The 18,873-nt window shown below is 72.6% G+C and carries 16 protein-coding genes and 1 riboswitch; of the genes, 4 read left to right on the top strand and 12 right to left on the bottom strand.

The window, feature by feature from the left end; translation table 11 throughout:
* Window positions 1-46: 46 nt before the first annotated feature.
* Both ACFW1A_RS14910 and ACFW1A_RS14905 read left to right on the top strand, forming a co-directional pair.
* Window positions 47-619: a hypothetical protein gene (locus tag ACFW1A_RS14910; protein WP_380408931.1), complete on the top strand. Its 573-nt coding sequence runs from the start codon at window positions 47-49 to the stop codon at window positions 617-619.
* Window positions 620-913: 294 nt separating this feature from the next.
* The gene (locus ACFW1A_RS14905) at window positions 914-1,105 is read left to right on the top strand and encodes a DUF5999 family protein (protein WP_380408955.1); all 192 of its coding nucleotides are present in this window, start codon (window positions 914-916) and stop codon (window positions 1,103-1,105) included.
* A gap of 91 nt (window positions 1,106-1,196) precedes the next feature.
* Here the strand turns inward: ACFW1A_RS14905 and gcvP are convergent, their stop codons facing one another.
* Entirely contained in the window at window positions 1,197-4,097 is a 2,901-nt protein-coding gene (gcvP, locus tag ACFW1A_RS14900; RefSeq protein ID WP_380408929.1) for an aminomethyl-transferring glycine dehydrogenase, read from the bottom strand.
* A 231-nt stretch (window positions 4,098-4,328) separates the two neighbouring features.
* Window positions 4,329-4,432: riboswitch (glycine riboswitch) on the bottom strand.
* Window positions 4,433-4,601: 169 nt separating this feature from the next.
* Here gcvP and ACFW1A_RS14895 point away from each other — a divergent pair.
* Entirely contained in the window at window positions 4,602-5,657 is a 1,056-nt protein-coding gene (locus ACFW1A_RS14895; RefSeq protein ID WP_380408927.1) for a PRC and DUF2382 domain-containing protein, read from the top strand.
* Window positions 5,658-5,842: 185 nt separating this feature from the next.
* Complete coding sequence (locus ACFW1A_RS14890) at window positions 5,843-7,330, top strand: MFS transporter (protein ID WP_380408925.1); 1,488 nt, start codon at window positions 5,843-5,845, stop codon at window positions 7,328-7,330.
* 88 nt (window positions 7,331-7,418) lie between these two features.
* Here ACFW1A_RS14890 and ACFW1A_RS14885 read toward each other — a convergent pair whose 3' ends face one another.
* The 11 genes from ACFW1A_RS14885 to pgsA form a co-directional block, all read right to left on the bottom strand.
* Complete coding sequence (locus ACFW1A_RS14885) at window positions 7,419-8,855, bottom strand: DNA polymerase IV (protein WP_380408923.1); 1,437 nt, start codon at window positions 8,853-8,855, stop codon at window positions 7,419-7,421.
* A 35-nt stretch (window positions 8,856-8,890) separates the two neighbouring features.
* A complete protein-coding gene (locus ACFW1A_RS14880; protein WP_380408921.1) occupies window positions 8,891-9,586 on the bottom strand; it encodes a vancomycin high temperature exclusion protein in 696 nt (231 codons plus the stop codon).
* Between the two features lie 57 nt (window positions 9,587-9,643).
* On the bottom strand, window positions 9,644-10,321 hold the full coding sequence (locus ACFW1A_RS14875; protein WP_380408919.1) for a MerR family transcriptional regulator: 678 nt from the start codon (window positions 10,319-10,321) through the stop codon (window positions 9,644-9,646).
* A 269-nt stretch (window positions 10,322-10,590) separates the two neighbouring features.
* Window positions 10,591-11,064, bottom strand: coding sequence for a bifunctional nuclease family protein (locus ACFW1A_RS14870; protein WP_380408916.1), 474 nt, complete (start codon window positions 11,062-11,064; stop codon window positions 10,591-10,593).
* Window positions 11,065-11,120: 56 nt separating this feature from the next.
* Entirely contained in the window at window positions 11,121-11,894 is a 774-nt protein-coding gene (locus ACFW1A_RS14865) for a MerR family transcriptional regulator (RefSeq protein ID WP_380408913.1), read from the bottom strand.
* 99 nt (window positions 11,895-11,993) lie between these two features.
* Window positions 11,994-12,836: an FHA domain-containing protein gene (locus tag ACFW1A_RS14860; RefSeq protein ID WP_380408911.1), complete on the bottom strand. Its 843-nt coding sequence runs from the start codon at window positions 12,834-12,836 to the stop codon at window positions 11,994-11,996.
* Between the two features lie 163 nt (window positions 12,837-12,999).
* Window positions 13,000-14,013, bottom strand: a complete 1,014-nt coding sequence (locus ACFW1A_RS14855) for a DUF881 domain-containing protein (RefSeq protein WP_380408909.1) — start codon at window positions 14,011-14,013, stop codon at window positions 13,000-13,002.
* A gap of 11 nt (window positions 14,014-14,024) precedes the next feature.
* A complete protein-coding gene (locus tag ACFW1A_RS14850; protein ID WP_110673271.1) occupies window positions 14,025-14,357 on the bottom strand; it encodes a small basic family protein in 333 nt (110 codons plus the stop codon).
* Window positions 14,354-15,379: a DUF881 domain-containing protein gene (locus ACFW1A_RS14845; RefSeq protein WP_380408907.1), complete on the bottom strand. Its 1,026-nt coding sequence runs from the start codon at window positions 15,377-15,379 to the stop codon at window positions 14,354-14,356. The genes ACFW1A_RS14850 and ACFW1A_RS14845 overlap by 4 nt, the downstream gene beginning before the upstream one ends.
* An 84-nt stretch (window positions 15,380-15,463) precedes the next feature.
* Window positions 15,464-17,959, bottom strand: coding sequence for a sugar phosphate nucleotidyltransferase (locus ACFW1A_RS14840; RefSeq protein WP_380408905.1), 2,496 nt, complete (start codon window positions 17,957-17,959; stop codon window positions 15,464-15,466).
* Between the two features lie 115 nt (window positions 17,960-18,074).
* Window positions 18,075-18,689 (bottom strand): CDP-diacylglycerol--glycerol-3-phosphate 3-phosphatidyltransferase, encoded by a 615-nt coding sequence (gene pgsA / locus ACFW1A_RS14835; protein ID WP_380408903.1) that lies wholly within the window; start codon window positions 18,687-18,689, stop codon window positions 18,075-18,077.
* Window positions 18,690-18,873: the final 184 nt, after the last annotated feature.

The following is an 18,873-nucleotide window of genomic DNA, read 5'->3' as shown; positions in this document are numbered from 1 at the left end:
GTATGCCGCTTTCGCACGCCGATCTCGCACGGAGAGGCGACCCGCCATGACCTTGCAGACCCCCCAGCCCCCGCCCAGCGCCCTGCGGGCCGTGTTGGCCGCCCTGAGCACGGACACCGCGCTGCGCGGTGCCGGCATCGCGGCCGCGAGCAGTACCGCCGGCCCGCTGCTGCCCGCGCATCCGCTGGCCGTGCACCAGCTGCCACCCGGGGCGGCGACGGCGCGCGCGCTGGCCGCGGCGCCCCGCACGGGCTGGCGGTTCCTGCTGGAACGCGGCGGGACGGTGCTGGCCGCCGCCGACCTGGTGAAGTCCAGCGAGGGGCACAGCTTCGCGCACTTCGCGGCCGGCCCCTACCTGGACTCCACCGTGCGCGCCCTGGCCCAGGCCCGGCAGCTGGTCCAGCCCTCGCACACCGTGTACCAGCCGCGGCTGCTCGCGGTCCCGGACCACTACGCCACCGCGCTCTGGCTGCACGCGCCCGAGGCCGACCCGGCGGCGGACCTGCTGCTGCCGCTGGCCCCGGCTCCGCTCGGGGTGGCCGCGCACCACGCCTACCCGGCCGAGGAGCTGCTCGCCCGGCTGGCCCGTCCCCGCGCCAGGGTGACGGCCTTCGCCTGAGCCCCGCTGAAGGCTCGCTTGCGCCCGCCTCACCCCGTCGGACTACTCGGGGCCACCCGGCCGGATCAGGCCCGGGTGGCCCGTTCGGTACCCGGACACCGGCCCAGGCCATCTGAATGGGTGATCTCTGGGCATCAGTTGTGGTACGTGTCACCAAAACCGGTGCGTTCGCGCCCGTACGGGATGACACTGGGATCCAGCGTGGAAGGACCACCTTCCTACCCACAGATGCGCCGGTTCACACCTGAGTGCCGCTGCGGGGGGCGTGGATCGCAAGTGAAGCGAGGTACGAAGATGTGCCAGCACCGACCTGAGTGTCCGTCGGCCGAGTCCGCCGACCGCGAGGCGGCCGTGGTGGTCTCCCACCACCCCGAGCAGGGCTGGAGTCTGCTCTGCAACGGCGTCCTGCTGTTCGACGACACCGGCGAACTGCTGCCGGACGGCCGGGTGATCGCCCCGCGCCGCGCACTGGTGATCGCTGCCTGACCGCTGGATCCGGCCTCGCCCGGAACCCCCGCACCACCGCGAAGTCCCCGGCGGCCGTCGGCCACCGGGGACTTCGTCGGCTGGGTCCGGGTCAGACGCCGTACTCGTCCAGCGGCGGGCAGGAGCAGACCAGGTTGCGGTCGCCGTAGGCACCGTCGATCCGGCTCACCGGCGGCCAGTACTTGTCCGCCGGGTTCACGCCGGCCGGGAAGACCGCCTCGTGGCGCGAGTAGCCGTGCACCCACTCGCCGGCCAGCGCCGCCGCGGTGTGCGGGGCGTTGTGCAGCGGGTTGTCCTCCGCGGCCCACTCGCCGGAGCCGACCTTCTCGATCTCGCCGCGGATCTCGATCATCGCCGCGCAGAAGCGGTCGATCTCGTGCAGGTCCTCGGACTCGGTCGGCTCGATCATCAGCGTGCCGGCCACCGGGAAGGACATGGTCGGGGCGTGGAAGCCGTAGTCGATCAGGCGCTTGGCGATGTCGTCCACGGTCACCCCCGTCTCCTTGGTGAGCGGACGCAGGTCGATGATGCACTCGTGCGCGACCAGGCCGCCGGGGCCGGTGTAGAGCACCGGGTAGTGCGGGGCCAGGCGCTTGGCGATGTAGTTGGCGTTCAGCACCGCGACCTGGGTGGCGCGCTTGAGGCCCTCGCCGCCCATCAGGCGCACGTACGCCCAGGAGATCGGCAGGATCGCCGCCGAGCCCCACGGCGCGGCCGAGATCGGGCCCACGCCGGTGGCCGGACCGGCCTCGGCCTGCAGCGGGTGGTTGGGCAGGTACGGCGCCAGGTGCGCGCGCACCGCGACCGGGCCGACGCCCGGGCCGCCACCGCCGTGCGGGATGCAGAAGGTCTTGTGCAGGTTCAGGTGCGAGACGTCCGCGCCGAACTTGCCCGGCTTGGCCAGGCCGACCAGCGCGTTCAGGTTGGCGCCGTCCACGTACACCTGGCCGCCCGCCTCGTGCACCAGGGCGCAGATCTCGGTGATCTGGGTCTCGTACACGCCGTGCGTGGAGGGGTAGGTGACCATCAGCACCGAGAGCTGGTCGCGGTGCTGCTCGATCTTGGCCTTGAGGTCCTCGACGTCCACGTCGCCGTCGGTCAGCGTCTTCACCACGACCACCCGCATGCCGGCCATCACCGCGGAGGCGGCGTTGGTGCCGTGCGCGGAGGACGGGATCAGGCAGACGTCGCGCTGGGTGTCACCGTTGGCGTGGTGGTAGGCGCGGACCGCGAGCAGACCGGCGAACTCGCCCTGCGAGCCGGCGTTCGGCTGGATCGAGACGGCGTCGTAGCCGGTCACCTCGACCAGCTGCTGCTCCAGCTGGCGGATAAGGGTCAGGTAGCCCTGGGCCTGCTCGATCGGCGCGAAGGGGTGCAGCTGGCCGAACTCCGGCCAGGTGACCGCCTCCATCTCGGTGGTGGCGTTGAGCTTCATGGTGCAGGAGCCGAGCGGGATCATGCCGCGGTCCAGCGCGTAGTCCCGGTCCGACAGGCGGCGCAGGTAGCGCAGCATGGCGGTCTCCGAGCGGTGGCTGTGGAAGACCGGGTGGGTCAGGTACTCGTCGGTGCGCAGCAGCGCGGCCGGCAGCGTGTCGGCCGACTCGGCCACCTCGGCGCCGGCCACCCCGAAGGCGGTCCACACGGCGGCCAGGTGCTCGCGGGTGGTGGTCTCGTCGCAGGAGATCGAGACGGTGTCGGCGTCCACCTGGTAGAGGTTCACGCCCTCGCCGCGGGCGGCCACCACGACCTCGGCGGCCCGGCCCGGCACCTTGGCGGTGACGGTGTCGAAGAAGGCGCCGTGCAGCAGCTCGACGCCGCCGGCCCGCAGGCCCTCCGCCAGCGCGGCCGCGTAGCGGTGGGTGCGGCGGGCGATGTCGGCCAGGCCGTCCGGGCCGTGGTAGACGGCGTACATGGAGGCCATCACGGCCAGCAGCACCTGGGCGGTGCAGATGTTGCTGGTGGCCTTCTCGCGGCGGATGTGCTGCTCGCGGGTCTGCAGCGCCAGGCGGTAGGCGCGGTGGCCGTCGGCGTCCACCGAGACGCCGACCAGGCGGCCGGGCAGCGAGCGGGCGTACTCGGCGCGCACCGACAGGTAGCCGGCGTGCGGGCCGCCGAAGCCCATCGGGACACCGAAGCGCTGCGAGGTGCCGCAGGCGATGTCGGCGCCCAGCTCGCCCGGGGACTTCAGCAGGGTCAGCGCCAGCAGGTCGGCGGCGACCGCGACGATCGCGCCCAGCCCGTGCGCCTGCTCGATCACCGGGGCCAGGTCGCGCACCGCACCGGTGGCGCCCGGGTACTGCAGCAGCACGCCGAAGACGCCGCCCTCGGCGATCTCGGCCGGGATGCCGGCGGACAGGTCGGCGACGACCACCTCGACGCCGGTCGGCAGCGCGCGGGTCTTGATCACCGCGACGGTCTGCGGCAGCGTGTCCGCGTCGACCAGGAAGACCCCGCCCTTGACCTTGGTCACCCGGCGGGCCAGCGCCATCGCCTCGGCGGCGGCGGTGCCCTCGTCGAGCAGCGAGGAACCGGAGGTGGGCAGGCCGGTCAGGTCGGAGACCAGGGTCTGGAAGTTGAGCAGCGCCTCCAGGCGGCCCTGCGAGATCTCCGGCTGGTACGGCGTGTAGGCCGTGTACCAGGCCGGGTTCTCCATGACGTTGCGCAGGATCACCGGCGGGGTGAAGGTGCCGTAGTAGCCCAGCCCGATCATCGGGGCGAGCACCTTGTTGCGGCCGGCCAGCTCGCGCAGCTCGGCGAGCACCTGGGCCTCGGTGCGGCCGGCCGGCAGGTCCAGGCCGGTGATGGAGCGGATCGCCTCCGGAACGGCGGCGGTGGCGAGCTCGGCCAGCGAGGCGTACCCCACGTGGGCGAGCATCTTCTCCTGGGCATCGGCGTCGGGGCCGATGTGGCGCGACTCGAACGGGCTGGCCGCTTCGAGCTCGGCGAGGGTCGCGGTGCTGCTGGGACGACCGGCGGTCGGCTGGGCAGTCATGGTGGTCGAGGCCTCCTGGTCACGGACCGGCGGGGGTACGCACGCCGGGCCGCCGCCGCCTGGGGGAGCGGACGGGCCTGGAGCGGGCGAACCCAACAGGCCTCCCCCTCTGTCATCGGGACCTGAGAGCTTCGCCCGCACGGGGCCGGAGCCCCGCCGGCTTGCACCGTCGGTGAGGGTGGTGGCCACCGGCTCCCTCGCCGGCGGTCCTGCCCTGCTTTCCAGAGTGACCTATCCCGCACGGTACGGATGCCTGAGAGATTCCGGGGAGGGTTTGCTCCTTCGGCGCCTCACGCCCTGCTCACCAGGGGTGGGGACTCTCCCGAACGGGTTCGGCGGTCGCGCCCAGGGTACCAGCGCGGGCCCGGCCGGTGACCGTGCGAGTGATCGATCGCACTCCCCCGGACGGCCGACGACCAGGCCCCAACGGACGCCCCCGGCTGGCCGTTGTCCGTTACGTGGCATTTGGTGTGAGTCGAAGGTAGTAGCACCCAGGAGGAAAGCGTGCAGACCGACATCGATCCCCGAGACCTGATCGGGCACAAGGCCGTCGACCGAAACGGCGACAAGATCGGCACGGTGGACGAGGTCTACCTCGACGACGCGACCGGCGAGCCCGAGTGGGCGGCCGTGCGGACCGGAATCTTCGGGCGGGACGCCTTCGTCCCGCTCACCACGAGCGAGTTCTCCGGCGAGGAACTGCGCGTGCCCTACGACAAGGCGCTGATCAAGGAGTCGCCGGACTTCGGTGTCGGCCAGCACCTCTCCCCCGCGCAGGAGCTGCAGCTGTACCGGTACTACGGACTGGACGCGCCGTCCGGCGGCCGGACCAACGGCAACGCCAAGACCCCGACCGTCACCGGTCGCGACATGGACTTCGGCGCGGTCGCGCCCGCCGCCGCAGCGGCGGCCACCACCACCGCGGCCCGGCCGACCGCGGCGACCCCGGCCCCCGCCCCGACCACGGTCGGGCTGGACAAGCCGGTCGAACCGCCCACTCCCGTCCCGGTGCCGCCGCCCACGCCGGACCCGGCGCACGCGGCCGCCGCCGCCCCGGTCGCGGCGGCCGGTGCCGCCCAGGACGCCTCCACCATGCCGCCGCCCGCGCCGATCGAGCTGACGCTGCGCGAGGAGCGGCTGGAGATCACCAACGAGTGGCACGTGCTGGGCACCGCCCGGATGCGCAAGTTCGTGGTCACCGAGCCGGTCGAGCGCCGGGTCCAGGTGGTCCGCGAGCGGGTCCGGGTGGAGCGGGTCGCGGTCACCGACGCCGAGCGCGCGGCGCTCTCCGCCCAGGAGATCGCCGAGGCGGTGGAGGAGGTGACGCTGCGCGAGGAGCGCCCGGCGGTGCGCAAGTTCGTGGCGCCGCTGGAGCGGGTCCGCCTGGTGGTGGAGCGGTACACCGAGGAGAAGGTGATCACCGACGAGCTGCGCCGCGAGCAGATCGAGATCCACGACAGCACCGCGACCGACCCGACGCAGTCCGGCCCGCCACAGGCCGCCGGCGTGCAGCCGCAGGCGATGCCGAGCCCGGTCGCGACCGCCGACAGCCCGGCCTGAGCTGCGGCGCACTGCCCCGGCCTCCGTCCCGGACGGAGGCCGGGGCAGTTGTCCGCCCTCAAGCTTCAGCCATCGATATTTGACAATCTCAAGCACTTCTCGGCATGGTTACTTCACCACATTGACTTTTCCTGGCGTGAAGCAGCCTGACAGGCCGCCACAGCCCGTCCCCGAAGGAGCCATCCGTGCGTGAGGCAGCCAAGCCCGCCGCCACGGCCGAGCGAGCGAGCAGCGCCCGGGTGCTGCCCGCCCTCGTGCTCGCGATGCTGGCCTACAGCGTGATCCAGACGGCCGTGGTGCCGATCCTGCCCTCGCTGGCCAAGGAGCTGAAGGTCTCCGGGTCCGACATCACCTGGCTGATGACGGCCAACCTGCTCTCGGCCGCCGTGCTCACCCCGCTGCTGGGCCGCTTCGGCGACCTGCGCGGCCGCAAGCCGATGCTGCTGATCTCGCTGTCCGGCCTGGTGCTGGGCTCCGGACTCGCGGTCGCCACCCACTCGTTCACCCTGCTGGTGGTGGCCCGCGTGCTGCAGGGCGCCGGCGGTGGCGTGCTGCCGCTGGCGATCAGCATCGTCCGCGACGAACTGCCGCGGCACAAGGTGACCGGCGGCGTGGCCGCGATCTCCGCCTCGATGGGCGTCGGCAGCGGCCTCGGCCTGGTGGCCACCGGCCTGCTGCTGGAGCACTGGGACTACAAGTCCATCTTCTGGATGGGCCTGGTCTTCGGTCTGATCGCGGTCGGCCTGGTGGTCTGGCGGGTGCCGCAGGACCCGGTGGTGGACCGCGCCGGCGGCGCCGACCCGCTGGGTGCGATCGCCCTGGCCGGCTGGCTCTCCGCCCTGCTGGTCGCGGTCAGCCGCGGCAACGAGTGGGGCTGGACCTCCAACAAGACCCTGGGCCTGTTCGCCGTCGCCGCCGTGGTCGCGCTGATCTGGGGCATCGTCGAGGTCAAGGTCGCCCACCCGCTGGTGGACATGAAGATGATGGCCCGTCCGGCCGTCGCCTTCACCAACATCTCCGGCCTGCTGATCGGCTTCGGCATGTACGGCTCGTTCCTGGTGATCAGCAACTTCGCCCAGACCCCGGCCAAGCTGGCGCACTACGGCTTCACCGCCACCGTGCTGCACGCCGGTGTGATGCTGCTCCCCTCCGCGCTCGGCTCGATGGCCGCCGCCCCGGTCGGCGCACTGATGATCGCCCGCCGCGGCCCGCGCCTGCCGCTGGTCCTGGGCGGACTGCTCGGCTTCGCCTCGATGGCCTACCTGGCCGTGCGGCACAGTGCCGAGGGCGACATCTACTTCGCCTCCGCGATCTTCGGCCTCGGTGTGGGCCTGGCCTACGCGGCGATGCCGGCCTTCATCAACGGCGCCGTCCCGGCCGAGCAGAGCGGCATCGCCAACGGCATGAACGCGGTGCTGCGCACCGTCGGTGGTGCGATCGGCACCGCCGTGATGGGCGCGATCCTCACCGGTGACACCATCAAGCACCTGCCGATCCCGATCCAGCTGCCGACCGAGCAGGCCTACCAGCACGCCTTCTGGGTGGCCGCCGTGATGTGCGTGATCGCCGCCGCCGTGCCGTTCGCCATCCGCACCGTCCGCCCCGCCCCGGCTCCGGCCGACGCCGCCGTCCCGGCCGGCGCCCCGGCCGAGCCCGCCAGGACCGGCGCCTGACGAGGCCGCCGCAGCCCCGGGCCGCCCAGGGATCGGCGGCCCGGGGAACCCCCCTGTGAGCCCCAGCCCGGCGAACCCGGGCGGGGGCTCACGCCTCTTTCAGCGGCAGCGGATCGGCCGGGGCCAGGGCGGGGTCGTCCACCGCGAAGGTGCGCACCCGGCCGGGCCCCGAGTACGGCGTCTCGAACCGGACCGTCACCCGGCCCACCCCGCTGCCCTGCACCCAGCCCGGCCCGAACTCCTCGTGCGTCACGTCCTGTCCCGGCAGCCAGATCCGGGCCCGCACCGGCTGGCGGGCCCCCGCGGTGACCACCGGCTCGGCGGCCGGCCCGGGCTGCGCCTGCTCGGCCGCCGGCTCCCCCCGCTCGTCGGCTCCGGCCGCCTGCGCCGCCTGCGCCGCTTCCGCCGCCTCCGCCTCCTCGGCCTCGGCGGCCTGGGCGAACAGGTCCTCCTGGGTGTACTCGGCCAGCTGCGAGACCCCGACCCCCAACAGCCGGATCCCGCCGGTCAGGTTCACCTGCGCGGCCAGTCGGCGCGCGGTGGCCGCGATCACCCGCTCGTCGTCGGTCGGCCCGCGCAGCGTCTCGGACCGGGTCAGGGTGGAGAAGTCGAAGCGGCGCACCTTGAGCACCACGGTCCGCCCCGACCGCCCCGCCGCCCGCAGTCGGCGCACGCACCGCCTGGTCAGCTCGTCCAGCTCGTACATGATCCGGTCCCGGTCGACCAGGTCCACCTCGTAGGTGTCCTCCACCGAGACCGACTTGGCGTCCCGGTCCGGCACCACCTCGCGCCCGTCCAGCCCCCGGGCCATCAGCGAGATCCCACTGCCGTGCGCCCGCCCGAGCAGCCGCACCAGCTCCTCCTCCGGCTGCTCGGCCACCTCCGCCACCGTCAGCAGCCCGGCCCGGCGCAGCGCCTGCTCGGTGGCCGGTCCCACCCCGGGCAGGGCCCGCACCGGCATCGGTCCGAGCACCGCGCGCTCCTGGCCCGGCGTCACCAGCACCAGCCCGTTCGGCTTGGCCTGCTCGGAGCCGATCTTGGCCATCAGCTTGGACCCGGCCGCGCCGACCGAGGCGGTCAGCCCGGTGCGCTCCTCGATGTCGGCCCGCAGGTCCTCGGCCAGCGCCCGGACCAGCTCCACCCCCTCCGCCGGAGCCGCCCCGGTGAGCGCCGGGCCGTACGGACCGGCCTCCAGGTCCACGTAGGCCTCGTCCACGCTCAGCTGCTCGACCAGCGGGGAGAGCTCGCGCAGCATCGCCATCACCTGCTCGCTGATCTCCCGGTAGGCGGCGAACCGCGGCCACAGGTAGGCGGCGTTCGGGCAGAGCCGGCGGGCCACCGCGGTGGCCATCGCCGACCGCACCCCGAACACCCGGGCCTCGTACGAGCAGGTGGAGACCACCCCGCGCAGCCCCAGCCCGCCCACGATCACCGGCTTGCCGCGCAGGCTCGGCTTGGCCGCCTGCTCCACCGAGGCGAAGAAGGCGTCCATGTCGAGGTGGAGGATGCTCGGCAGGCTGCGCACCAGCCGATCATCGCGCAACGCACTGACAGGGCCGGTCAGGACGTGCGGGCGGCGTCCGCCAGCGCCTGCGCCACGCCGGGCTCGGTGGGACCGAGGAACGTCGGGTCCGGCCGCAGGAGCGCGCTCAGTGCCGCCTTGCCGGCCCCGGGGATCTCCCGCAGCCCGCCGTAGTACCAGGTGTCGTCCCGCGGCTCGGACACCCCGACCGCGTAGGAGTCGATCCCGGCGGCCCGGCACAGCGCCAGTGCCCGGCGCACGTGGTAGTCCTGGCTGACCAGCACCGCGTGGTCCACCCCGAAGACCCGCCGGGCCCGGATGCACGAGTCCCAGGTGGTGAAGCCCGCGTAGTCGCGCACCACCCGCACCGCCGGCACCCCGCGCGACACCAGGTAGTCGTACATGGTGCCCGGCTCGTTGTACCCGGTGCTGCTGTTGTCCCCGGTGACCAGGACCGCCTTCACCTTGTGCGCCCGGTAGAGCGCGACCGCCGCGTCCAACCGGTGCGCCAGGTAGGGCGTGGGCTCGTCCCCCACCACGCCGGCCCCGAAGACCACCGCCACCGGCTCGGCCGGCACCCCGGCCACGGTGCGGATCCGGTCGCCGTCGGTCAGGAAGAGCCAGGCGCTCGGCGCCAGCGCGAGCACGCAGAGGAGCACCAGGCCCTGGAAGATCTTCCGCTGGGTCCGCCGCCGACGCAGCCGGACCGCCCACCGCCCGCCGAACGCGCGCATCTGCCCCTCCCCCGCGGCGGACCGCCATGATCCACCGTCAGAGGCGGAGACGACGCGTCAGACCGCCCGGTTGCGGCGCTGGGCCAGCTCGTCGCCCGGGTCGTGGCCGATCAGGGTCTCCCCGGTGTCGGTCCGCTCGGCGTGCAGCCGGCCCAGCGTGGCCTCCAGCTCCCGCCAGACCGCGCCCACCGCGATGCCGAAGACGCCCTGACCGCCCTTCAGCAGGTCCACCACCTGCTGCGGCGAGGTGCACTCGTAGACCGTCGCCCCGTCGCTCATCAGGGTGAGCCCGGCCAGCTCGGCGAGCTCGGTGGACTGCAGATGGGTGACGGCCACTCGGATGTTCTGCAGCGAGACGCCCGCGTCCAGCAGCCGCTTCACGATCTTCAGCACCAGCACGTCGCGGAAGCTGTACAGCCGCTGCGCGCCGGTCGGGTAGGCCGTGCGCACGCTCGGCTCCAGCAGCCCGGTGCGGGCCCAGTAGTCGAGCTGACGGTAGGTGATGCCGGCCGCCGCGCAGGCGGTCGGCCCGCGGTAGCCGAGCAGGTCGGAGGCGGGGGTGATCCGCTCGATGGCCGGCTGGCCCGCCTGCACCGCGGGGAAGCGCCCCACCCGGGGCAGCTCCGCGTCCACGGCGGACGCGTCCCAACCGCGCCCGATCGGCGCCCGGTCACCGCGGCGCGGGTGGAGGGCGCACGGGCCTGACACAGTCGGTTCGTCGCCGCTGCTGCTCATGCCAACCTCCGTCCAGAACGGTCCCGCGCCGGGAACGGGACATCCCGGCGACAACACCTGACGGTAAGCAGTCGTCCAAGACGCGTCAACGATCGCCACGCCGGGGCAGCGAAACGACATCACTCCAATGAGCGGTTTCGCGTGCCCCTAGTGTGGGTAGGACCGAACACTTTGGCAAAACAGCTGATCGACTGCGGAGGGAATTGGCTGGATCCGGACGTCCGCGGTGAGCAGCACGGCCGATCCTGTCCGTCGCCCGCGGGCGGCGGTCACTGCGAGCTGCCGCCGAAGTCCTCCGGCGAGACCTGGTCGAGGAACTCGCGGAACTTCTCGACCTCGTCCTCCTGCTCGTCCGGGATCGCGATGCCCGCCTCGGCGAGCACCTCCTCGGCACCGAAGATCGGCGTACCGGTGCGCAGCGCCAGCGCTATCGCGTCCGAAGGGCGCGCGCTCACCTCGACCCCGCCGTCGAAGACGAGCTCGGCGTAGAAGACGCCCTCCCGCAGGTCGGTGATCCGCACCTCGGTGAGCGGGCGGCCGAGCGCCTCCAGCACGTCCTTGAACAGGTCGTGGGTCAGCGGCCGCACCGGGGTCATGCCCTGCTGGGCGAAGGCGATCGCGGTCGCCTCACCCGGGCCGATCCAGATCGGCAGGTATCGGTCACCGCCCACTTCGCGCAGCAGGACGATCGGCTGGTTGGAGGGCATCTCCACCCGGACACCTACGACGTCGAGCTCATTCACAAGGCAACCCTATGGCCACGGCCCGAGATAGGAAAGCGCGGCCCGGCGGGGCGGGCTCAGCTCGGGCGCGCCCGCAGGCCCGCCTGGACCATGGTGGCGTGCAGCCGGACCGCCAGGGTGGCCAGCTCCCGGGCCGTGGTCTCGGCGTGCGCCCGGGTCTGCGGATTGCGGTGCCGGCGCAGCGGGGCGACCACCTGGTCCACCAGGGCGATCTCGCGCTCGGCGGCGGCCTTGACCTGCCGCAGGTGGCGCGGCTGCAGCCCGTAGCGGCCGAGCTCCGCGACCAGCCGGGCGACCTGCAGGGTGTCGGCGTCGTAGCCGCCGTCCGGACCGGCGGTGACCAGTCCGTAGGACTCCCATTCGGCCAGGTCACGCTCCTCGGCGCCGGCCGCGGCCAGCAACTCGGCGCGGCCCAGCCGGACCCCGCCGGCCGGCACGGTGTCGAGCTCCCGGTCCGCCTCGTCGGCGGGCCCGGGGCGGGACTCGGCGGCGGGCAGCGCCGGCGGCGCCTCGCCCCGCTCGATCGCGTCCAGGTGCTCCCGGATCACCCGCAGCGGCAGGTAGTGGTCGCGCTGCATGCGCAGCACGTAGGCCAGCCGCTCCACGTCCGCCGGACCGAACTTGCGGTAGCCCGAGGGCGTGCGCTGCGGCTCGACCAGGCCCTCCGCCTCCAGGAAACGGATCTTGGAGATCGTGACTTCCGGGAAGTCCTCCCGCAAGTACGCGAGCACCGCGCCGATGCTGAGCAGTTCCGCCCCGCGCCGCTCGGCGGTCCGCAGGTGCGGGCCGCCGGGGCGGCGGGGGGCGGTCACGGTCTGATTCGAGGTCACTCGCGCTCTCCTGCCGACGTCGTGTGCGAACCCCCGCCTGCCCAGTCCCGTCCGTCAGTCCTGCCGGTGCCCCCGGCCCCCTGGTCTCCTGCCGGGGGGTCAGTACCGGTGCGGTCCGGCGAAGAACACCAGCCGGTACTTGCCGATCTGCACCTCGTCACCGTTGCCGAGCGCGACCTCGTCGATCGCCTCGCGGTTGACGTAGGTCCCGTTCAGGCTGCCCACGTCGGCCACCGAGAAGCCACCGCCCGGCTGGCGGCGGAACTCGACGTGCCGGCGCGAGACCGTGACATCGTCCAGGAAGATGTCGCCCTGCGGGTGGCGGCCGGCCGTGGTCACGTCGGCGTCCAGCAGGAAGCGGCTGCCCGAGTTGGGGCCGCGCAGCACGATCAGCAGCGCCGAGCCCGGGGGCAGCGCGTCGATCGCGGCCAGCACCTCCGGCGACAGCGCCGGGGTGGCCCCGGTGCTGGTGGCGTTCGGGTCGTAGGACTCCAGGCCGGAGATCGAGATGGTCGAGGTGGTCTCGACCGGGCTCTCCGGGGCCCCGGCGCGCAGCGGGGTACCGCAGTTGTTGCAGAACCGCGCGGTGCCCGGGTTCTGGTTGCCGCACCGCGGACAGACGATCTGGCCGTGCATGTTCGCAGCCTCCTGGTGCGGCACTCCCCCTGGGACGTGCCCGGCGTAGGGATCCGGGGCAAACCCTCCACCAGAGGTTGAGGGTCCTGTCGGGAAACCTATGCGCGGCGCCCCCGCCGAATCAACCGACGCGCCGTAGCCGTCCCGGAACAGCGGCCGCTCACCGGCCGGCTGGTACCCGTCCGGCGCGGTGCGCATGCCGGGCAGCTGCCCCGACTCCTCCTCGCGGCGGTGGCGCGCGGTCGGCGCCTCCACGGCCGCCGAGCGACGGTTGTTGCGGCCGAACAGCTTCGAGAACAGACTCACGGGCGAATCCCCTTGCGTGAAACAGACCCGCCCGCGGGGCAGGATGACAGTGGTGCAGCACAGTCTTGCCGACGCCGTCTTCGGCCCGTGCACCGGGGGCCGATCGCCGACGCAGGTGAGGGGTGGTGCGGCCGACGGGCCGTCAGCGGAACGGGACGCGCGCTCACTTCGCCGCCGGCTTGGCGAACTGCGCGGGAGCGGGCACGGCGAGCGCGTCCACGGTCACCTTCTGCTGCTCCGCGATGTGGGTGGCGACCTGCTCCTTCTCCAGAGTACGGACGATGCCACCCGGGATGTTCAGTGCCGGCGTCAGGTCCTGCGGGTTGCCGATCACGGTGAACCGGTAGGGCTGCGCCACGGCCTTGCCGTCGATCTGCACGCCGCCCGAGGGCACATCGGTGAAGAAGGTGTGGGCCACCACGCGGACATCGTTGATCTGAATCGCCTCCGCCCCCGCCGCTCGGAGTTCCTGCAGGGTGTCCAGCAGCATATCCGCCTTGACCTGCCCCTGGGGGTCATCGACCGTCAGTACGATCCCCGGCCCCGTCGCCTTCACGGTACCCGCCAGCACGCCGAGCTCCAGCGCCTTCTCGCGGGTCTGCTCCTGGGCCTCCTTGGCCTGGTTGGAGCTGTTCTGCAGCTGCGCCAGCGACTGGTCCAGCTGCGTCTTCTCCTGCTGCAGGCGCTGCTGCCGGCTGTCCAGTTCGTCCAGGATCCGGACCAGGTCCTCCTGGCGGGCGCCGCGCAGCGCGCTGTGGTCGTTGGTGGAGCGGACCTGGATCGCCAGGCCCAGGCCGAGGGCGAAGAGCAGCAGCGCGACCACCAGCTGACCGCGCGACAGCCGGGGCGGCCAGAGCGCGCTGCGCAGTCGGCGGCGGGCGTCGTCGGTACCGGCCTCGGCCGCGGGGCCGTCCTCGGGAGCCGCCACCCGCTCCGGCACGGCCGGCTCCTCGGGCCGGGCCTCGGTGTTGGCGTCGGCCTCGACCGCGGCCGCGTGCTCCGGTTCGGGCTCGGGCGCCGGCCCGGTCGCCCCGGCCTCCGCCGCCGGCTCGGCCGCGGACTCGGGTTCGGTCGCGGGCTCAGGCTCGGTCGCGGGCTCGGCGACCGGCTCGGGCCCCCGGGCGGCCTCGACCTCCTCCTCCGGTGCGGGCTCCGGGCGGCGCTGCTCCTCGCTCACCAGTTCCCCTCTCAGGCCCGGAACACGTGGCGCCGGATGGCCGCCGCGTTGGAGAAGATCCGGATGCCCAGCACCACGACCACGCCGGTGGAGAGCTGCGAGCCGACGCCCAGCTGGTCGCCGAGGAAGACGATCAGCGCCGCCACCACCACGTTGGAGAGGAAGGAGACCACGAAGACCTTGTCGTCGAAGATCCCGTCCAGCATCGCGCGCACTCCGCCGAAGACCGCGTCCAGCGCGGCCACCACGGCGATCGGGAGGTACGGCACGACGGCCGGCGGCACCGACGGCTGCACGAAGAGCCCGACGATGACACCGGCCACCAGGCCCAGTACGGCGATCACGACTTGGTTGCTCCTGTCCGGGTGGACGTGCTCGGGGAGGGGGTGCCCTTGGCGGGCGACGGTGAGGCAGTGGCGGACGGTGTCAGAGGGGTGGACGTGGCGGACGCCCCCGACGGTTGCGCCGACGGCGTGCCGGTTCCCGACGGATCCGGCACGGGCGAGGCCAGCCGCAGTGTGAAGCCGACCGCCGCCGGCAGGCTCAGCTCGTGCTGACCGCTGAGCGTGGCCCGGATCCCGTAGCTGTCCTGGAGCAGCTTGAGGTAGTGGCCGCCCATGCTCTCCTGGAACGCGCCCGGCAGCGCCTTCTCGTCCCCGATCGCCAGCACCGTGTACGGCGGCACCAGCGGCCGGTTGTCCACCAGGATCGCGTCACCGGCGGCCCGGATCGGCGAGAGCGCGGTCAGCCGCTGCCCGTTCACGGACACCGCCTCGGCGCCCGCCTGCCACAGCCCGTTGACCACCAGCTGCAGGTCCCGGTCGCGCAGCCGGCCACCGCCGAACCCGCCCGAGGTGCGCGGGTCGATCCCGCCGCCGCTGCCGGAGTCGGCCGGGTCGTCGATCACCAGCTTGACCCCGGGACCGGTCACCGCTCCGGTGCCGACCGCCGAGTCCAGCGCCGCCAGCCCGTTGTCGGCACCGTCGTGCAGCGCCTTCTGCTGCTCGGCGTTCACCTCGGCCCGGGCCGACTCCACCTGGTGCTGCAGCTTGTCGGCGGCGGCGGTGGCGTCGGTGACCCGCTGGACCAGCGCGTCCCGCTCCTTGGCCAGCTCCGGCCGCGCCTCGTGCGCGTTGACCCCGCTGATCGTCACCACCACGGCGGCCATCGCCAGACCGGCCGCCAGCAGCAGCTTGCCCCGGGGGGTGGTGGGCAGCCGACGGCGCCCCTCCTCGCCCCGGGCCCGCGCGGCCGCCGCGTAGCCCTCGTCCAGGCTCTGGTCCATCACCGTGGTCAGCAGCGTCATCGAGGCGTCCGGACGGGTGAACCGCCCGGCCCGCTCCTTCGGTGATCGCGTCGCTGACATGCGGGACATCGTCCCACGACGCCGCAGCCCCGGGCGACCAGCCCCCGTCCTGGGAGGCGGTCGCCCGGGGCCGTCCGCGCCGGGTCAGCGTCCGGCGCCGTCGACCACCGCCGCCCACTCGTCCAGCAGGCCCTGGGTGGCCTCGTCGTCCGGGCCCTCCGCCCACAGGTGGGTGACCGCCTCGGCCGGGTCGGGCAGCACCAGGCACCAGCGCCCGTCGGACTCGACCACCCGGACCCCGTCCGTGGTGTCCAGCTGCCGACCGCCGGCCGCCTCCACCACCGAGCGCATCACCATGCCCTTGGCCGCCCACGGGGTGGCGATGTCCCGCCGCTGGATGTGCGCCTGCGGGATCCGCGCGTCGATCTGGCTCAGGGTCAGCTGAGTGCGCGCCACCAGGCCGACCAGCCGGACGAAGGCCGCCGCGCCGTCCAGCACGCCGCTGAACTCCGGCACCACGAAGCCGCCGCGCCCGTCACCGCCGAAGATGGTGTGCTCCGCCGCGGCCGCCTTCGCCAGGTCGTCCGGCGAGGTCGAGGTCCACCGCACCTGGGTGCCGTGGTAGGCCGCGACCTGCTCGGCGATCCGCGTGGTGGTCACCGGCAGCGCCACCTGCCCGCTGCGCCGCTCGGCGGCGACCAGGTCCAGCAGCACCAGCAGCGCCCGGTCGTCCTCGATCACCCGGCCCAGCTCGTCCACGAAGGAGACCCGCTCACCGACGGTGTCGAAGCGGACTCCGAAGGCCGCCCGGGACGAGGCCACCAGGGCACCGAGCCGGGCCAGGCCGGCCCGCCGGTCCTCGGGGTCCTCGGTCGGACGGGCCTCGTCCAGGCCGCCGTTGACGGTCAGTGCCTCCACTCCGAGCCGGCCCAGGATGCTCGGCAGCACCAGCCCGGCGCTGCCGTGCGCGGTGTCCACCACGACCTTCAGCCCGGCCTCGCGCACGCCCGTGGTGTCGATGTCCCGCAGCAGGTTGCCCGCGTAGGAGTCGAAGACGCTGGACGGGAAGGTCAGGTCGCCGATCTCGCCCGGGAACGCCCGGCGGAACTCCTGTCGGGCGTAGACCCGGTCGAGCTTGCGCTGCCCGGCCTGCGAGAGGTCGGCGCCGCGCTCGTCGAAGAACAGGATGTCCAGCGAGTCCGGCACACCCGGCGTGGTCCGCAGGAAGATCCCGCCCGCGCTGCCGCGCGCGGTGTGCTGCCGGGCCACCGGCATCGGTACGTTCTCCAGGTCGCGGACGTCGATCGCGCTGGTCTGCAGCGCGGAGATCATCGCCCGCTTGAGCGCTCGGGCACCACGCGAGTGGTCACGGGCGATGGTGACGGTGGCACCCTTCTTCAGCGTGGTCGCGTAGGCGCCGGCCAGTCGGACCGCGAGCTCCGGGGTGATCTCGACGTTGAGGATCCCGGAGACTCCGCGCGCACCGAACAGGTGCTCCTGGCCGCGCGACTCCCAGATCACCGAGGTGTTGACGAAGGCGCCGGCCTCGATGGTCTTGAACGGGTACACCCGGACCGCGCCCGCGATGATCGACTCCTCGCCGATCAGGCACTCGTCCCCGATCACCGCGCCGTCCTCGATCCGGGCCGCGCGCATCACGTCGGTGTTCTTGCCCACCACGCAGCCGCGCAGGTTGGTCTGCGGGCCGACGTAGACGTTGTCGTGGATCACCGCCTTGTGCAGGAACGCACCGCGCTTGACGACCACGTTGCTGCCCAGCACGGTGTGCTCGCGCAGCTCGACGCCCGCCTCCACCTTGGCGTAGTCGCCGATGTAGAGCGGGCCGCGCAGGATCGCCTCCGGATCCACCTCGGCGCCCTCGGCCACCCAGACGCCCGGCGAGATCTCGAAGCCGTCCAGCTCGACCTCGACCTTGCCCTCCAGCACGTCCGCCTGGGCCTTGCCGTAGCTCTCGTGGGTGCCCACGTCCTCCCAGTAGCCCTCGGCGACGTAGCCGTAGACCGGCTTGCCCTCCTTGAGCAACTGCGGGAACACGTCGCTCGACCAGTCCACCGAGGTGCCGGCGGCCACGTAGTCGAAGACCTCGGGCTCCATCACGTAGATGCCGGTGTTCACGGTGTCCGAGAAGACCTGGCCCCAAGTCGGCTTCTCCAGGAAGCGCTCGACCCGGCCCTCGTCGTCGACGATCGTGATCCCGAATTCCAGCGGGTTGGGCACCCGGGTGAGGCAGACGGTGACCAGCGCGCCCTTGGCGCGGTGAAAGGCGATCAAATCAGAAAGATCGAAATCGGTGAGCGCGTCGCCGGAGATCACCAGAAACGAGTCGTCACGGAGCGCGTCCTCGGCGTTCTTGACGCTTCCCGCGGTGCCTAGCGGAACCTCCTCGTTCGCATAGGTGAGGTTCATACCGAGATCCTCACCGTCGCCGAAGTAGTTCTTCACCAGTGAGGCGAGGAACTGCACGGTGACGACGGTATCGGTGAGGCCGTGCCGCTTGAGCAGTCGTAGCACGTGCTCCATGATCGGGCGATTGGCGACCGGCAGGAGCGGCTTCGGCATGCTCGAAGTCATCGGGCGGAGACGAGTTCCCTCGCCTCCGGCCATCACAACGGCTTTCATGGCGGATGCGTCCTCCTTCGCGGCAATGGACTCTTCGTCCATCAAACCGTTTCAGGACACCTCTACCCGGTTGAAATCATCCGACGCGCGGATGGACGGGTGGGCTGGGCCACGATTAGGGGGTGGGCGCCGCGATCGCGCCGCGGACGATCTGTCGCACCTGAACGGCGTACAGGATGCCGGCCCACCAGTACAGCACCGTCCCCCACCAGATGAACGCCCAGCTGACCACCTCGGCGGTGTGGTGGAACCAGCCCTGCCCCTGGCCCAGCAGCAGAAGCGGAAAGGCGTACATCAGATTGAAGGTCGCGGCCTTGCCCAGAAAACTGACGTTGAGCGGGCCGTAGCCGTAGCGGTTCAGAATCGGCAGCAGCGCCGCGATGAAGAGCTCGCGGGCGAGCAGGATCGCGGTCAGCCACCAGGGCAGGATCTCCCGCCAGGTCAGCCCGACCAGGGTCGACAGCACGTAGAGCCGGTCCGCCAGCGGGTCGAGGATCTGGCCGAGCCGGCTGATCTGCCCCCACCGCCGGGCCAGTTTGCCGTCCAGGTAGTCGCTGATCCCGCTGAGCGCGAGGATCAGCAGCGCCCAGCCGTCGTTGTTCGGCCCGCCGAACTTCGGCCACAGAATGAGCCAGAGGAAGACCGGCACCCCGACCAGCCGCGCCATGCTCAGCAGGTTGGGGATGGTGAGGACGCGGTCGGTCTGGACGCGCGTCTCCTGGACCTCCACCTGGGGGCCTCCTCTGTCCGTGCACTTCTCGTGGTCCTGCTGCCCGAACGGGCACAGTGCGGGCCCGACTTTACCCAACCCCGCAGGAGAACGCGAAGAAGCCCCCTTTCCCGAAGGAAAGGAGGCTTCTCCTGAATGATTGTTCGGCGGCGTCCTACTCTCCCACAGGGTCCCCCCTGCAGTA

This window comes from Kitasatospora sp. NPDC058965 (assembly GCF_042741245.1).
In the GTDB taxonomy this organism is placed as follows: domain Bacteria; phylum Actinomycetota; class Actinomycetes; order Streptomycetales; family Streptomycetaceae; genus Kitasatospora.
The sequence above is the reverse complement of the archived record's forward strand: the minus strand, read 5'-3'. Positions and strand labels throughout refer to the sequence as shown.

Coding starts and splice junctions, on each gene's coding strand:
- ACFW1A_RS14910 (WP_380408931.1), top strand. CDS start 47: ATGACCTTGCAGACCCCCCAGCCCCCGCCCAGCGCCCTGCGGGCCGTG.
- ACFW1A_RS14905 (WP_380408955.1), top strand. CDS start 914: ATGTGCCAGCACCGACCTGAGTGTCCGTCGGCCGAGTCCGCCGACCGC.
- gcvP (WP_380408929.1), bottom strand. CDS start 4,097: ATGACTGCCCAGCCGACCGCCGGTCGTCCCAGCAGCACCGCGACCCTC.
- ACFW1A_RS14880 (WP_380408921.1), bottom strand. CDS start 9,586: ATGCGCGCGTTCGGCGGGCGGTGGGCGGTCCGGCTGCGTCGGCGGCGG.
- ACFW1A_RS14875 (WP_380408919.1), bottom strand. CDS start 10,321: ATGAGCAGCAGCGGCGACGAACCGACTGTGTCAGGCCCGTGCGCCCTC.
- ACFW1A_RS14845 (WP_380408907.1), bottom strand. CDS start 15,379: ATGTCAGCGACGCGATCACCGAAGGAGCGGGCCGGGCGGTTCACCCGT.
- ACFW1A_RS14840 (WP_380408905.1), bottom strand. CDS start 17,959: ATGAAAGCCGTTGTGATGGCCGGAGGCGAGGGAACTCGTCTCCGCCCG.